General features: G+C 67.3%; 12 protein-coding genes. All 12 read left to right on the forward strand.

Going from position 1 to position 14,777, the window contains the following annotated elements:
- The first annotated feature begins 528 nt into the window (after positions 1-528).
- The 12 genes from QOZ89_RS09935 to QOZ89_RS09990 all read left to right on the forward strand — a co-directional run bounded on the left by QOZ89_RS09935 (position 529) and on the right by QOZ89_RS09990 (position 14,687).
- The gene (locus QOZ89_RS09935; RefSeq protein WP_071051298.1) at positions 529-2,550 is read left to right on the forward strand and encodes an ABC transporter permease; all 2,022 of its coding nucleotides are present in this window, start codon (positions 529-531) and stop codon (positions 2,548-2,550) included.
- Positions 2,547-3,398 carry an ABC transporter ATP-binding protein gene (locus QOZ89_RS09940; RefSeq protein WP_071051299.1) on the forward strand — a complete coding sequence of 284 codons (852 nt, stop codon included), beginning with the start codon at positions 2,547-2,549 and terminating at the stop codon, positions 3,396-3,398. The genes QOZ89_RS09935 and QOZ89_RS09940 overlap by 4 nt, the downstream gene beginning before the upstream one ends.
- On the forward strand, positions 3,395-4,129 hold the full coding sequence (locus QOZ89_RS09945) for an ABC transporter ATP-binding protein (RefSeq protein WP_071051300.1): 735 nt from the start codon (positions 3,395-3,397) through the stop codon (positions 4,127-4,129). Before QOZ89_RS09940 ends, QOZ89_RS09945 begins: the two co-directional genes overlap by 4 nt.
- Before the next feature lie 174 nt (positions 4,130-4,303).
- Positions 4,304-5,014 (forward strand): TetR/AcrR family transcriptional regulator, encoded by a 711-nt coding sequence (locus QOZ89_RS09950; protein ID WP_071051301.1) that lies wholly within the window; start codon positions 4,304-4,306, stop codon positions 5,012-5,014.
- A 570-nt stretch (positions 5,015-5,584) separates the two neighbouring features.
- The gene (locus QOZ89_RS09955; RefSeq protein WP_071051302.1) at positions 5,585-6,835 is read left to right on the forward strand and encodes an amidohydrolase family protein; all 1,251 of its coding nucleotides are present in this window, start codon (positions 5,585-5,587) and stop codon (positions 6,833-6,835) included.
- Positions 6,835-8,043 (forward strand): CaiB/BaiF CoA transferase family protein, encoded by a 1,209-nt coding sequence (locus tag QOZ89_RS09960; RefSeq protein WP_071051303.1) that lies wholly within the window; start codon positions 6,835-6,837, stop codon positions 8,041-8,043. The genes QOZ89_RS09955 and QOZ89_RS09960 overlap by 1 nt, the downstream gene beginning before the upstream one ends.
- 29 nt (positions 8,044-8,072) lie before the next feature.
- Complete coding sequence (locus QOZ89_RS09965) at positions 8,073-9,374, forward strand: acyl-CoA dehydrogenase family protein (protein WP_312623599.1); 1,302 nt, start codon at positions 8,073-8,075, stop codon at positions 9,372-9,374.
- A 56-nt stretch (positions 9,375-9,430) separates the two neighbouring features.
- Positions 9,431-10,420: a phosphotransferase family protein gene (locus QOZ89_RS09970; protein ID WP_312623604.1), complete on the forward strand. Its 990-nt coding sequence runs from the start codon at positions 9,431-9,433 to the stop codon at positions 10,418-10,420.
- 261 nt (positions 10,421-10,681) lie between these two features.
- Positions 10,682-11,491: an LLM class F420-dependent oxidoreductase gene (locus QOZ89_RS09975; RefSeq protein ID WP_312623600.1), complete on the forward strand. Its 810-nt coding sequence runs from the start codon at positions 10,682-10,684 to the stop codon at positions 11,489-11,491.
- 115 nt (positions 11,492-11,606) lie between these two features.
- Complete coding sequence (locus tag QOZ89_RS09980) at positions 11,607-12,053, forward strand: Zn-ribbon domain-containing OB-fold protein (RefSeq protein WP_083419290.1); 447 nt, start codon at positions 11,607-11,609, stop codon at positions 12,051-12,053.
- Positions 12,050-13,318: a thiolase C-terminal domain-containing protein gene (locus QOZ89_RS09985; protein ID WP_312623601.1), complete on the forward strand. Its 1,269-nt coding sequence runs from the start codon at positions 12,050-12,052 to the stop codon at positions 13,316-13,318. Before QOZ89_RS09980 ends, QOZ89_RS09985 begins: the two co-directional genes overlap by 4 nt.
- A 130-nt stretch (positions 13,319-13,448) precedes the next feature.
- Complete coding sequence (locus QOZ89_RS09990; RefSeq protein ID WP_312623602.1) at positions 13,449-14,687, forward strand: ABC transporter substrate-binding protein; 1,239 nt, start codon at positions 13,449-13,451, stop codon at positions 14,685-14,687.
- Positions 14,688-14,777: the final 90 nt, after the last annotated feature.

Below are 14,777 nucleotides of genomic sequence, written 5' to 3' on the forward strand. Positions count from 1 at the left end.
TACGGAATTCAGCCCTAATTTCGTAATACGGCCTCGCGGACCCGCCGGCCAGTTCGTCGTCTCCATGGTCACCGACGCCCTGATGTCGCCCGACATGGCACCTCGCGACTCGACTCCTGGCCGTTCGCAGGCGCCCGGCCACGGCCGCCATGGCAGCCAATGCCCGTCATCCACCCGGCAGCGTCTCCACACTCGTGTCGCGAACCGGACCGCAGGCCCGCGGGTTCGGTGAGCCACGGGCCACGACCGAAACGACCAGGCCCCTCAGAGCCGCCCTTCCCTCCGTCCGGCGGGCGTCCAGGCCGTCCGGGCGCACGGGCGCAAGCCCTGACCAGCCTCGACGGTCGCCCTCGCCGGCGGTCCCCGTCCCGATGTGGCCCAGTTGACACCCACTTCGGGCGTCCCTATAGTCCTCACACCAGACCATCCCGGATCACTTACTGTTGGAGGTACAGTATCCAGCTCCGGCGAATTTGTTCGCTCGCGGGAGCCATGTAGGACAACACGCCGACAGACCGAGGACCTGGGGTGCTTGCTTACATCTACGCCGGGGTCGCGCTGGGCTCCATCTATGCGATCTCGGTATCCGGAATCGTTGTCACATACGTATCGTCTGGCGTCCTCAACTTCGCATTCGGATCCTTAGCCTATTTTCTTGCGCGGTTCTACTACTACCTGAACACCGAACACGGGTGGAGCCAGATTCCGGCCGTCGTCGTCGCCGTCTTCCTGGCAGGGCCGGCCCTGGGGGCGTTCCTCTATCTCGCACTGTTCCGCCATCTGCGGCTGGCGAGTCAGCTAATCAAGATCGTGACCTGCATCGGCGTGTCGGTGGCCCTGCCGGCCCTCGCTCTGATGGTGTTCGGCAACGCCACGATCGACTCGGCGCCGGGTCTGGCCTCGGAGCCGGTGCGCGTGTACAGAGTCTTCGGCGCCCCGCTCAACCTCAATGAGGTCATCGCGCTCGTCAGCGTCCTGGTCGTCGTCGTTCTCGGCACGCTGGTACTTCAGTTCACCGATGTCGGCCTGAGGGTGCGGGCCATGGTCGACAGCGAGGCGCTCACCTCGCTGTCGGGGGTGAGCCCGACGCGAATCTCGCTGTGCGTCTGGATGGTGACGACCACGCTGGCTGGCTTCGCCGGTGTCCTCGTCGCTCCGTCGAAGGGCCTCACGCCGGACGGCATGACCCAGTTGATGGCCGCGGCCTTCGCCGCGGTCGTCGCGGCCAGGCTTCGCAACCTGCCGGTGGCCGTCGGGGTCGCCATGGCGATGGGCATCGTCACCGACGTGATCCAGAAGTACCTGCCGGCCAACAGCTCGCTGACGCACGCGATCCTCGTCAGCATCCCGACGTTCGTCATGGCCGCCTTCCTGCTGGCCTACATCCTGGCAAGCGGAAAGATCCACGATGGGTCCGCCACCGGAGGCGCGCTGGACCAGGCGATCCGGCCGACGGGAGGTGACTCCGCCAGCGCCTCGGCCGCAGCGGCGGTGGTCAAGAGCCGCACCGGGTGGTCGCTCTACATGCTCGGGCCGGTGATCATCATCGGGATCGTCGCGCTGCTCCCGCTCGTCCTCGAGGGCTACTGGCTGACCCTGCTCGCGGGCGGTCTCGCGTTCGGCGTGGTGTTCCTGTCGTTCACCGTCGTGGTCGGTGAGGGCGGCATGATCTGGCTCTGTCAGGCCGCCTTCGCCGGCTGCGGGGCCGTGGTCACGGCGCAGTTCGCCACCAACCATGGCATGCACCCGTTGCTCGCGGCCCTGCTCGGCGCCGTGATCGCGACACCGATCGGCGTCGTGGTGGGCTTGCTGACGATCCGCCTGGGCAACCTCTACGTCGCCCTGGTCTCCCTGACCGTGGGCATGCTGGCGGACAACCTGATCTTCACCCGCCAGACCTTCTACCAGGACGGCGTCGGTGTGCCCGTGAGCCGGCCGGGCTTCGCGGTCGACGACCGGGCCTTCGCGTATCTGACGCTCGCCGTCTTCGTCATCATCGCCATCTTCGTGGTCAATTTGCGGCGCTCGACCACCGGTCAGGCACTTGCCGCCGTCCGGTACAGCGAGCCCGGGGCGCGGACCGTCGGGTTGAGCCTGCTCGGCATGAAGCTGCTGGTCTCGGCGATCAGCACCTTCATCGCGGCTGTGGGGGGCAGCCTCGTGGCGCTGAACTACCAGTCCGCGCTGCCCACCACCTATGCCACCTTTGGTGGGCTCGTCTGGCTTGCCGTCCTTGTGACCGTCGGACTGCGGTCGATCACGGCGGCGCTGCTGGCCGGTCTGATGTTCACCCTGACGCCCGGCATCTTCCAGACGTACCTGCCGACAAGCTGGGGCAATGTGCCGACCCTGCTTTTTGGCCTCGGTGCGGTCGGTCTGGCGATCGACCCCGACGGCGTGGTGGCGCAGTATGCCCGCCATATCCAAGCGCTCATCGGCAAGGTGGCCAGTCGACGAGGATCCACCGAGCCCGATCCGCCCGGCGGCGGCGACGGACCGACGACGGATACCTCCGGTGTCGCCCAACACGCACTGGGGGCAACCCGATGACAGCCACCACGCGCAGCCCGGCCCCCGTACTGGAATGCCGCGACGTGACGGTCAGGTTCGGCGCCGTGGTCGCGGTGAACTCCGTCTCGGTAGACGTCCCCCCGTCCACGATCATCGGACTGGTCGGGCCGAACGGGGCCGGCAAGAGCACGCTGTTCTCTGTGCTCTCCGGCCTGCACCGCCCGAACGCCGGCCGCGTGCGTTTCGAAGGCAGGGACATCACGGGCCTGCCGGCGGCCCGTCGGGCCCGGCTCGGCCTGGCCCGAACTTTCCAACGCCCCGAGGTGTTCGCCGGCCTGACCGTGCGCGAGCACATCCAGCTCGCCTACCGGGTCGCCACCCGGCGCCGGCGGATCTGGACCGACATGGTCACCGCCCGTGGGTTCCGCCCCGCCGACAGAGCCGAGACCGAGCAGGTCGCGCTCCTGCTCGACGCCTTGAACCTGGGCGATCTCGCCGATCGCCCGGTGGCCGGGCTGTCGCTGGGAATGCTGCGCCTCGTCGAGATCGCGCGCGCCCTCGCCACGAACCCGAAGGTCCTCTTGCTCGACGAGCCGTCGTCCGGACTCGACGACCAGGAGACCGAGCAGGTCGTCCAGGTCTTCCGCATGGCGGTCGAACGCCAAGGGGTGTCGCTGTTGCTGGTGGAGCACGACGTGGCCATGGTGATGGGCCTGTGCAGCCGCATCCACGTGCTCGACTTCGGAACCAAGATCGGGGAGGGCACCCCCGCGGAGATACGCAGCAACAAGGCGGTTCGTGCGGCCTACCTCGGCGACGAAGGAGCGATCGGCCGCGGGCCAGCCGAGATCACGGTCCAGCCCCAAGCGCCGGAGGTGGTGTCATGACCACGTCCTCAGCCTTGCTATCGGTCAAGGACCTACGGGTCACATACGGTCCCGCCCTGGCCTTGCAGAACGTCAGCATCGACGTTCCGAACGGCTCGGCCCTGGCTGTGCTCGGCCCAAACGGCGCAGGCAAGAGCACGCTGGCCCGGGCGGTCAGTGGCCTGGTTCCGGCAGCCGCGGGGACTGTCGCGTTCGACGGTGTCGACATCGTCAAACGGCCGCCGCACCGCATCCGCCAGGGCGGTCTGGTGTACCTGCCCGAGGGTCGCGGCATCTTCCCGACGCTGTCCGTCCTCGAGAACCTGCGCCTCGCCTCCGGGTTGCTCCCCCGCTCGGCGCGCCGCGAGGCGATTGCTCGGGGGATGGAGATCTTCCCGCCTCTGGCGGCCCGGCGCGGCATGAAGGCCGGAATGCTCTCCGGCGGCGAGCAGCAGATGCTGTCGCTGTGCCGAGCTCTGATCGTCGAACCAAAGGTGATCATCGCCGACGAGCTGTCCCTCGGATTGGCACCTCGAGCCGTGGAACTGGTCTTCGAATCACTCGACCGGCTCAAGCAGCAGGACGTCACGATCGTCATCATCGAGCAGTTCGTGCACCGCGCATTGAAGTTCGCCGACCGTGCCGTACTGCTGTCCCGCGGGCAGGTCGCCTGGCAGGGTGCGAGCGTCGAGGCCAAGAACGAGGTACTCGCGCGCTACCTCGGTGATGCCGCCACGGCCGACGTCGCGTAACCATCCACGCGGCGTAGGTGCGATCGGAGCGCAACGGTCCCGCCATTGCGTCAGGCCGCGGGCGTGACCCGTTCGTCACAATCGTCTGGGTCGACAGTGAACCTTATTGTAGGCCTATACTGTTGGTGTTACGAGACGGCTCACGCCCGCGTCCACCCGAGAGGAAGAGTACCGGTGCCCAAGACTGCCCCGCGCCGACGCCGTCAGCGCGGGTCGATCCAGCCTGACGACATCGTTGCCGGTGCGTTCGAGATCGCGCGCGAGACCTCACTCGATCAGCTCAGCATGCCGGCCCTCGCGGAGCACCTCGACGTCGGAGTGACCAGTCTCTACTGGCATTTCCGTAAGAAAGAGGAGCTGCTCAACCGGATGACTGACGTCGCTGCGGAGACCTACCTCGCGCAGCTCCCACCAATCAGCGGCAACCAGCCGTGGCAGGACATGCTGCTCGAACACTTCCGGAACGAACGCAAGATCTACGCGAACGACCACCTGCTCGCGGACCTGTTGCTGGTTCGGACCTCCACCTGGACCCGCGATACAGCGCGACGCCTGTTCCAGGTGATCGAGGCCATCGTTTCCCGGCTCGTCGAGGCCGGCTTCACCACCGAGGACGCGCTCCTTATACACAACGCGGCGTCGGTCTACACGCGGGGCATCACCCTGCACGACCGGATTCTTCGGCTCAGCAACTCACCGACGCTGGACATCGGCCAGCGGCGCATCATGAGTGACTGGTCCTCGATGCCACTGCTCGACAGCCAGCTCGACCGGCACCCTCTGGCCGGTACGACCAACGAGGATTTCGAGTTCGGCATGGCCAGACTCGTCTGCGGTTTCGAGGCTCTCCTCGCGGAAAAGACCGGTGGGACCGCCGCATCCTGACGCGGAACATGTCGACGTCGGTCGGTTCCCATCGAGCCGCGCGCGGTACCACTGTGTCGTGTCAAGCGGGCACCCTCGGTGGCCAGGTGAGATCCGTCTTGGCAGGTCCCGCCGTCGAATGCCGGACCACCTCGGCCGGATCACCGCGACCGCACCGGTGATCGTCGGCAGGTTGGCCCGGTGAACCGGGCCAACCTGCCGAAGCCAGTCAGGCAGTATCCGCGCGATGGGCACCAAAACGTCTCGCGCAACCGGACGAACCCGGCCTAGAGGTTGAAGCGCTGCGCCCCGTCGATGCGGATCGTCGTGGCGTTGAGGTAGTCGTTCCTGGCTACCTCCAGCGCCAAGCTCGCATACTCGTCGGCCCCACTGGATTGACAGCGAGCCACCCCACGGCCAGGATGTCAACAGTAAGCCATACGGTAACGACGATCGTATAGTTCTCGGCAACGTCTCGCCATGGAGCCGACGGTCGTCGGAGCCGGACCGCACGTGCCTGACGTGGCCTCCTCGGCCGAGGCGCACGCATGACTCGCGCAGTGCCCGGTGGAACAACGCTAGGAGCGCGCAATGGATGCAGATGATCTCATTCTCGTGAGTGTCGACGATCACGTCGTCGAGCCGGCGCACCTCTTCAAAGGGCGGTTACCGGCCAAGTACGCGGACAAGGCGCCGCTGTTCGTGCGTCGAGATGACGGCACGATGGCGTGGCGCTACGAGGGCCAGGAGATCCCGAACGTCGCACTCAACGCGGTCGCTGGCCGTCCCATGGACGAATACGGATGGGAACCCACGTCGATCGAGGAAATCCGGCCCGGCTGTTACGACATCCACGCGCGCGTGATGGACATGAACGCGAACGGGGTGCTCAGCTCGATGTGCTTTCCCTCGTTCCCGCGATTCTGCGGTCAGCTCTTTGCCGAGGCCGGCTCGGACCGCGAGCAGGCCGCGGCCATGGTACGCGCCTACAACGACTGGCACATCGACGAGTGGGCTGGAACCTACCCCGGCCGCATCGTTCCCCTGGCACTGCCCATGATGTGGGATGCGGTGGCGTCGGCCGAGGAAGTCCGCCGGGTCGCCCGCAAGGGCTGCCACGCGGTCACGTTCTCGTCGAACCCCTACGCCCTCGGCCTGCCGAGCATCTACACCGATTACTGGGACCCGTTCTTCGCCGCCTGCGCCGACGAGGGCACCGTGGTGTGCATGCACCTGGGTTCGTCCTCAACGGTGCCCACGACGTCGCCCGAAGCGCCGATCGAGTGCATCTACTCGCTGTCGCCGGTGAACCTGATCGAAGCCGCGGCCGACCTCATCTGGAGCCCGCTGTTCCGGCGGTTCCCCACGCTCAAGGTTGCGCTCTCCGAGGGCGGGATCGGCTGGATCCCGTACTTCACCGAGCGGGTCGACTACATCTATCGACACACCAAGCACTGGTCGGGGATGGACCTGGGTGGCAAATTGCCATCGGAAGTGTTCAACGAGCACGTCATCCTCTGCTTCATCGACGACTACGTCGGCGTCGAGAACCGCCACCACATGAACCTCGACAACATCACGTGGGAGTGTGACTACCCGCATTCGGACACGACCTGGCCGCACTCACCCGAACGCGTCGCGGACCAGCTGACCGGCCTGTCCGACGAGGAGATCAACAAGATCACCCACCTGAACGCCCTGCGGCATTTCAGCTTCGACCCGTTCGCTCACATCCCGCGCGACCGCGCGACCGTAGGCGCACTGCGAACGGAGGCCGAACGCTGGGACGTCAGCATTCGGTCGACCAAGCACCTGCGGGCCGCCGCGGGGAGCGGGTCGTAGTGCGAGACGTCCTGCGCGGCGTCAAGGTCGTCGAGGTTGCGCAATGGTGGCTCGCGCCGTCCGCGGCGACGTTGCTCGGTGAATGGGGCGCCGACGTCGTCAAGATCGAGCATCCGCTCCACGGTGATCCCCTGCGCGGGCTGACGACCTCGGGTGTTTTGCCCGGCGAGTTCGGGATCAACTTCATGTTCGAGCAGGCGAACCATGGCAAACGCAGTCTGGGTGTCGACCTGGCCAGGCCGGAGGGACGGGAGGTCCTGGATCGCCTGATCCGCGAGGCGGACGTCTTCGTCACGAGTTTCCTGCCACAGGTGCGGGCGCGCCTGCGGCTGGACGTCGACGATGTCCGCGCGATCAACCCGAACATCATCTATGCCCGGTCGCACGGCGCCGGCGACCGAGGCCCAGAACGCGATCGAGGCGGCTACGACTCCGCGCTGTTCTGGGCACGAGGAGCCGTCGCGCACCACCTCACCCCGCCGGAGGCAACGTCGCCGGTCGGCCCGCGCCCGTCGATCGGTGACGGCATCAGCGGGCTGTCACTGGCAGGCGCCATCGCCGCGGCCCTGTTCGGCCGGGAGCGGCACGGCGAACCTTCGGTCATCGACGTCTCTCTCCTCGGGACGGCGGCGTGGGTCATGGGACCGGACGTCTGCGCCGCGGCGCTGACTCCCGACGGTCTGCCACAACTACGCCGAGAAACACAGGTCAACCCGCTCACCAGCTGCTTCCGGACAGCCGACGGACGATGGATATGGTTCGCGATGCTTCAAGCGGACCGCCACTGGCCCGAGTTCTGCGCGCACATCGACCGCCCCGACCTCGTCGACGACAGCCGTTTCGCGACGGCCGTCGACCGCGCGGCCAATCTGAAGGCGTGCATGGCGGAGCTGGACGCCGTCTTCGCGGCCCGGCCCCTCACCGAATGGCGCAGGAAGCTCGACGGTCTGGACGGTGTGTGGGCGGTCGTACAGTCCGCCCGAGAACTCCTCAATGACCCCCAAGTCGTCGCCAACGGCTATATCCCGGAAATCGACCACGGCGGGAGCACCCACCGGCTCGTCATCGGTCCCGCCCAGTTCGACGGGCAGCCGCCGGCGGTCTCGCCAGCGCCGTCGGCCGGTGAGCACACGGACGAGGTCCTCCAGGAGCTCGGAGCCGACTGGGACCAGATCATCGACCTAAAGATCAGCGGCGTCGTCAGCTGAGCTGCCGCGAGTAGACGGGTTGAAGACATATGGCATGGGACTTCGAAACCGACCCGGAATACCAGAAGAAACTGGACTGGGCCGACGAGTTCGTCCGGGAGGAGGTGGAACCGCTCGACCACGTCTTTCCGCACCAGCAGTTCGACCCGGCGACGGACGAGATGCGCCGCGTCATCGACCCGCTGAAGGAGGAGGTCCGGCGCCAGGGGTTGTGGGCCACGCACCTCTCCCCCGAGCTCGGCGGTCAAGGGTTCGGCCAGTTGAAGCTGGCGCTGCTCAACGAGATCCTGGGCCGCACGCTCTGGGCCTCGGTCGTCTTCGGCACCCAGGCGCCCGACACCGGCAACGCCGAGATCATCGCCCACTACGGCACCCAGGAGCAGAAGGACAAATACCTGCAACCGCTCCTGAACGGCGAGTGCTTCTCCAGCTACTCGATGACCGAGCCGCACGGCGGCGCGGACCCGACCCAGTTCACCTGCCGCGCCGTCCAGGACGGCGACGAGTGGATCATCAACGGCTGGAAGTACTTCTCGTCCAACGCCAAGACGGCGTCGTTCCTGATCGTCATGGTGGTGACGAACCCGGACGTCAGCCCCTACCGGGGAATGTCGATGTTCCTGGTTCCCACGGACATCCCCGGCGTCAACATCGTCCGCAACGTCGGCCTCTACGGCGAGCCCATGAACGAGGGCTACCACGCACTGATCCACTACGAGGACGCGCGCGTTCCGGCAGACGCCCTCCTCGGCGAGGAGGGCGAGGCCTTCGCGGTCGCGCAGACCCGGCTCGGCGGCGGCCGGATCCACCACGCGATGCGCACCATCGGTCTGGCCAAGAAGGCCTTCGACATGATGTGCGAGCGGGCACTCAGCCGCAGGACCCAGGGCAGCCCGCTGGCGGACAAGCAGTTCGTGCAGGGCTTCATCGCCGACTCGTACGCCCAGCTCACCCAGTTTCGACTGTTCGTTCTGTACACGGCCTGGGAGATCGACCGGTACAACGACTACAACCGGGTGCGTAAGGACATCGCAACGGCGAAGGTCGTCATGCCCGCGGTGCTGCACGACATCGCATGGCGGGCGATGCAGGTCCACGGCGCGCTCGGCACGACCAACGAGATGCCGCTGTTCCACTACATCCACGCCGCCGCCATGATGGGGCTGGCTGACGGCCCGACCGAGGTCCACAAGGTGACCGTCGCGCGCCAGGTCCTGCGCGACTACAGCCCCGCCAGCGGCATGTGGCCCAGCGAGTGGATCCCCGGAAAGATCGACGCGGCCCAGCGGAAGTTCGCCGATCTACTCGAGCTCGAGGTGGGGAACCTGTGACCACCACCGACGAGACCACGCTGACGCAGGACACCGCCAAGGCACTCGCCTCGTGGATGGACTCCCAGGGCCTCGGGACCGGGGCTCCCCTGGAGTTCCGCTACATCTCCGGCGGCAGCCAGAACGAGATCTACGAGATCCGGCGGGGTGACCAGCACTGCGCGATGCGCATCCCGCCGCCGACCGCCTCGGCCGACCGCGACAACGGAATCCTGCGCGAATGGCGCATCATCGCGGCTCTCGATGGCAGCGACGTCGCGCACACCAGGGCCGTCGGCGTGTGCACCGACCCGACAGTCCTCGGTCGGACGTTCTATCTGATGGAGTTCGTCGACGGCTGGTCGCCCATGCAGCTCGACGGGGCCTGGCCGGCACCGTTCGCCGACGACCTCGAGGCACGCAAGGACCTTGCGTACGAGCTGGTCGAGGGCGCCGCCCGCATGTCGATGTTCGACTGGAAGGCGCGCGGGCTGGACGATCTGGGCCGCCCCGACGGCTTCCACGAGCGTCAGGTCGACCGGTGGACGGCGTTCCTGAACCGGATCAAGGTTCGCGACATCCCCGGGTTCGGGGAGGCGTCGGCGTGGCTGCGCACGCGCAAGCCGTTGGACTACATCCCGGGCCTCATGCATGGCGACTACCAGTTCGCCAACGTGATGTTCCGGCACGGCGCACCCGCGCGTCTCGCCGCCATCGTCGACTGGGAAATGGGCACGATCGGTGACCCCAAGCTCGACCTGGCCTGGGTGGTCCACTCCTGGCCGGAGGACACCAGCAGCGGTGCCGGGAGCGTAGGCGGCTACGTCGACACCACGGGCATGCCGTCACGCACCCAGCTGCTGGAGCGCTACGTGGAGGTGTCAGGCCGGCAGGTCGACGACATCGACTACTACCGCGTCCTCGCCCAGTGGAAGCTCGCGATCATTTTGGAGCAGGGCTATCAGCGTGCCGGGGACGACCCGAAGCTGCTCGCCTTCGGACCGGTCATTCTCGATTCCATGCGGGGCGCCGCCGAGCTTGCCGCCACAAGCGACTACGGATCCTAGTTCTCGATCTCGGTATGCCGATCTGCCCGGCTGATTCCAGCCCGGGGAATCTCGTGTCCCGCGCGGCACCGTCCTTCTTTCCGCGCCCCTGACCTCAGGACCCGCCGCGACGGGCTCGCGATACGTGCAACACGGCCGCCGACCGGCCACGCGCAAACCGATAGACCACAGACGGCAGAGGTGTAAGCGATGTCCAGCCCGAAACGACCGAGTCCGCCCGACATGGGTGTGGGTCTGCACTATGGCGGCACGGACCTCTCGATGCCCGTGCTCGACCTCGCTATGGCGGCCGAGCAGCGCGGGCTGGACTCGCTTTTCCTGCCCGAGCACACGCACATCCCGACTGCGAGAACGACTCCGTATCCCGGCGGCGGCCCGATGCCGGATCGCTACATGCGGCTGTGGGACCCGTACATGGCGCTGGCCTTTGTCGCCGCGCGTACCGGGCTCGTCGTCGGCACCTGCGTCGGCCTTCCGGGCGATCACGACCCGATCGCGCTGGCAAAAGCGATTGCGACCCTGGACGTCATTTCCGGGGGGCGCTTCGTCATGGGAGTCGGTTTCGGCTGGAATGTCGAGGAGTTCGAGGACCACGGCTTCCCCCGCAAGGTTCGCCACGACGTCGTCATTGAAAAGATCCGCGTCATGAAGTCGCTGTGGACCAACGACATCGCGTCGTTCGAGGGCGAGCACGTCCGCCTGCCGCCTAGCTGGTCCTGGCCAAAGCCGGCGCAGAAGCCCCATCCACCGGTGCTTCTGGGCGGCAGGGCGGTGGACGTGACCTTCAGGCGGATCGCCGACTGGGCCGACGGGTGGATACCGATGTCCATGGGTTCGCTGCCGACGCTCGAAGATGACCTGGCCCGGCTGCGGACCATGTGGACGGAAAAGGGGCGCGACGCCGATCCCCAGATCGTCGCGATGCAGGCCCCAGTTCCGCCTGACGAGCTGCGCGACCTGTTCGCCGGATATCGAGAGCTCGGCGTGCACCGCGTCCTCGTCGACGTGCCGACCGCGCCCAGCTCGGAGATACTTCCGCTCCTCGACGAGATAGCGCTGGCGATGGAATGACTCCGCCGGCTCGTCTCCGAGCATGTCCCGGCCCGTAGACGGCCGCCGAACCAGACACGTGACCCGGTCGCGGATCCCGCGGTTTCCTTTTCCCTGATCGAAAGAGTGGCGACCCGTGACGCACTTGACTTCCTCGACTGCGGACGACCGCCGCCCGGTCCCGCAACCCGATGAGATAACCCGTTTCTACTGGGACGGGGCGGCGGCGGGAAGGCTCCTCATGCAGAAATGCCTCTCCTGCGGGAAGTTGCAGTTCCCGCCGGATGTGTGCTGTCTGAGCTGCCAGTCCGAGCACTTCGGCCACGCAGAAGTGAGCGGTCGCGGCTCGATCTACTCCTATGCGGTGGTCGAGCGCCCCCTGCACGCGGGGTTCGTCGACGCGCTCCCCTACGTCATCGCGCTCGTCGAGCTGGACGAACAGTCCGGTCTGCGTCTGGTCGCCAACCTCCTCGACGCGACACCAGGAACCCGGCTCTCGTGCGGGCAGCCGGTCGAGGTCGTCTACGAGAAGCGTGAGGGGATCACGCTGCCGCAGTTCCGGCTTGTGGAGGTTTCGCGATGACCTCGCTCGCACGCGACGTCGCCGTCGTCGGTGTCGGCTACTCCCAGCTGTCGAGGGCCGGTGAGCCCGAGCCCCTGGTACTGCTGCTCGAAGCCGTGAAGGGCGCCCTCACCGACGCGGGGCTGTCCGGCACGGATGTGGACGGGATCTTCGAGTACAAGTTCGGGCCCGAGTCCCCGGGGGCTCAGGATGTCGCCCGCGTGCTGGGCGTTCCCGATCTCGCGGCCTTCGCCGACATCCTCCCGACGAACCCGTCCGGGCTGGGCGGCGTGCTGGCCGGTGTCATGGCCGTTGCCTCCGGGGCATGCGAGACGGCGCTGGTCTTCCGGTGCCTGACCCGGGCCGCTGGGCACACGGGCGGCGTGGTCGACGGCCCGAGTACCGTCGCGGGCCGCAACCAGTTCCTCACCCCCTATGGGTACCTCGGCGGGATCCTGGTCGAGATGGCGCTCAAGAAGCGTCGCTGGATGGCCGAATACTCGCGGGCCGAGGAGGACTTCGGCCACATCGCGGTCAACGCCCGACGGTGGTCGGCGCTCAATCCGCGGGCGGTCCTGCGGGAGCCGGTCACGATGGACGACTACCTGTCGTCTCGCGTCGTCGTCGAGCCGCTCCGCCTCCTGGACTGCGACTACCCGATCAACGGCGCGGTCGCCACGGTGATCACAACCGCCGAGCGCGCCGCGGACCTCCGTCAGCCCCCGGTGCTGGTCGACGCCATGTCCTATGGAAGCGGGCGCGGGGCGGACTGGACGTTCAACAACGACTACCTCTATGGCGGCACCTTCGACTGCGCCGACCGGCTGTGGCGCCGCTCGTCCGTCACGCTGGAGAACGTCGACGTCGCCCAGGTGTACGACGGCTTCACCTCGGTGACCATGTCCTGGATCGAGGCGCTCGGGGCCTGCGGGCGCGGCGAGTTCGGCGACTGGATCGGTGACGGCTCGCGCATCGGGCCCGGCGGCGACTTCCCCATGAACACCGCCGGCGGCCAGCTCGCCGAAGGGCGCCTACACGGCGTCAGCTTCCTCAACGAGGCCGCGCTGCAACTGCGCGGGCAGTGCGGCGACCGCCAGGTGCCCGGCGCCCGGGTCGCCGTCGTGGCCAGCGGCCTGTACCCGCAGTGCGGCGCCGGGGGGGCCCCCACCCCGGGGGGGGCCCCGCCCCCCCCGCGGGGGGGGGGTGGGGCCCACCCCCCGGGTGCCGCCCCACGGCCACGCGAGCGGAATCCGTTGCCCCGAGCTTCCCTGCCCCGAACTCCCTGACCGACTCCCAGCAATGTTCGGCTGAGAGGGATGAAATGCGAGAGGCGTCTATCGAGCTACTCCTGTCTCACCACACCGGAAAATACAACACCGAATCACCGTACTTACCAAGAAACTGAGGGCTGCATACATGAGATCTCGAATTCTTGCCGGCTTAGCGGCGATAGCCGTCTCCGCGACACTCGCGGCCTGTGGATCCTCCGACTCAGGTTCGTCCGGGAACGGCGGCGGCTCGGCCACCGCCGGCGCCGGCAACAGCGACCCCATCAAGATCGGTGTCGTCGCCGACGTCACCGGACCCGCCTCGTCGAGCTTCAAGACGACCGAGAAGGGCGTCGAGGCGTACTTCAAGCGCATCAACGCCGCCGGTGGGGTGAACGGCCACCAGATCGACTACATCATGGGCGACACCACGTCGACGCCGGCCGGCGCGCTCACAGCGACGCAGAAGCTGTGGCAGAACGACCATGTGATCGCGATCATGCAGGCGTCGTCCGTGTTCGACGGCGTCGTCCCTTACACCGCGCAGCAGCACATCCCGGTCATCGCCGGAACCACGGCCGGCAGCGTGTGGAGCAATTCAAAGTACTCGAACACGTTCGTCGCGGCCGGCGTGCTGAACTCCAGCAACTACCCGAAGGCGCAAGGCCAGTACATGAAGGCACAGGGCGTCAAGAACTGCGCTGTCCTCGGGGTGAGCGACGCCAGCTCGAAGACCGCCGCCGAGTCCTGGGCAGCCTCATGTAAGGCGGCCGGCCTCCAGGTCACCTATATCAATACACAGCTCACGTATGCCACGACCGACCTCGGTCCGGTCGCCATCGCAATCAAGAACGCCCAGGCCGACGGGGTCCTCTCCGCGCTGGCGACCTCGCAGTCCTTCAAGCTGGTCGCGAACCTGCGCGAACAGGGCGTCAGTCCGAAGTCGATCCTCCTCACCACGGGCTACGGCAGTGACCTGCTGCAGTCCAGTGCATCCATCCAGGCCGCTCAGGGCGTCGACTTCTACACGGCAGGCGAACCGGCCGAAGCCAACACGGCGGCGACGAAGCAGCGGGCGGACGACCTGGCGGCCGTCGGGGTCACCGGGCCGCCCAGCTACGGCCAGCAGAACGGCTACCTCATGGCCTCGGCCGCGACGGCAGGACTGAAGGCCGCGGGTGCCAACCCCACCTCGGGCTCGCTCATGAACGCACTGGCCGGGATCAAGGACTTCGACGCGGACGGGCTGCTCGCCCCGCTGAAGGTCAACTTCCGCAACTATGCGCCGTCACAGACATGCATCTGGGCGGCCCGGCTAAGCGGCCAGGAGTTCCACGTCATCGAGGGAACCCCCGTGTGCGCACCGACCGCGAAGCTCGACAGCTGACGCTGTGACCGTTGGCGCCCGCGCGGTTGTCCGCGCGGGCGCCACCTCGGTTCCGGCTCCGGCCCGGGCCGCCCGGCGCCGGACACCGCC

This window comes from Pseudofrankia coriaricola, from assembly GCF_032027725.1.
Lineage (GTDB): Bacteria > Actinomycetota > Actinomycetes > Frankiales > Frankiaceae > Pseudofrankia.

What these genes read in the sequence shown, in the direction of transcription:
- QOZ89_RS09955 (WP_071051302.1), top strand. Translation starts at nt 5,585, where the DNA reads ATGGATGCAGATGATCTCATTCTCGTGAGTGTCGACGATCACGTCGTC.
- QOZ89_RS09985 (WP_312623601.1), top strand. Translation starts at nt 12,050, where the DNA reads ATGACCTCGCTCGCACGCGACGTCGCCGTCGTCGGTGTCGGCTACTCC.
- QOZ89_RS09975 (WP_312623600.1), top strand. Translation starts at nt 10,682, where the DNA reads ATGCCCGTGCTCGACCTCGCTATGGCGGCCGAGCAGCGCGGGCTGGAC.
- QOZ89_RS09965 (WP_312623599.1), top strand. Translation starts at nt 8,073, where the DNA reads ATGGCATGGGACTTCGAAACCGACCCGGAATACCAGAAGAAACTGGAC.
- QOZ89_RS09970 (WP_312623604.1), top strand. Translation starts at nt 9,431, where the DNA reads ATGGACTCCCAGGGCCTCGGGACCGGGGCTCCCCTGGAGTTCCGCTAC.
- QOZ89_RS09945 (WP_071051300.1), top strand. Translation starts at nt 3,395, where the DNA reads ATGACCACGTCCTCAGCCTTGCTATCGGTCAAGGACCTACGGGTCACA.
- QOZ89_RS09940 (WP_071051299.1), top strand. Translation starts at nt 2,547, where the DNA reads ATGACAGCCACCACGCGCAGCCCGGCCCCCGTACTGGAATGCCGCGAC.
- QOZ89_RS09990 (WP_312623602.1), top strand. Translation starts at nt 13,449, where the DNA reads ATGAGATCTCGAATTCTTGCCGGCTTAGCGGCGATAGCCGTCTCCGCG.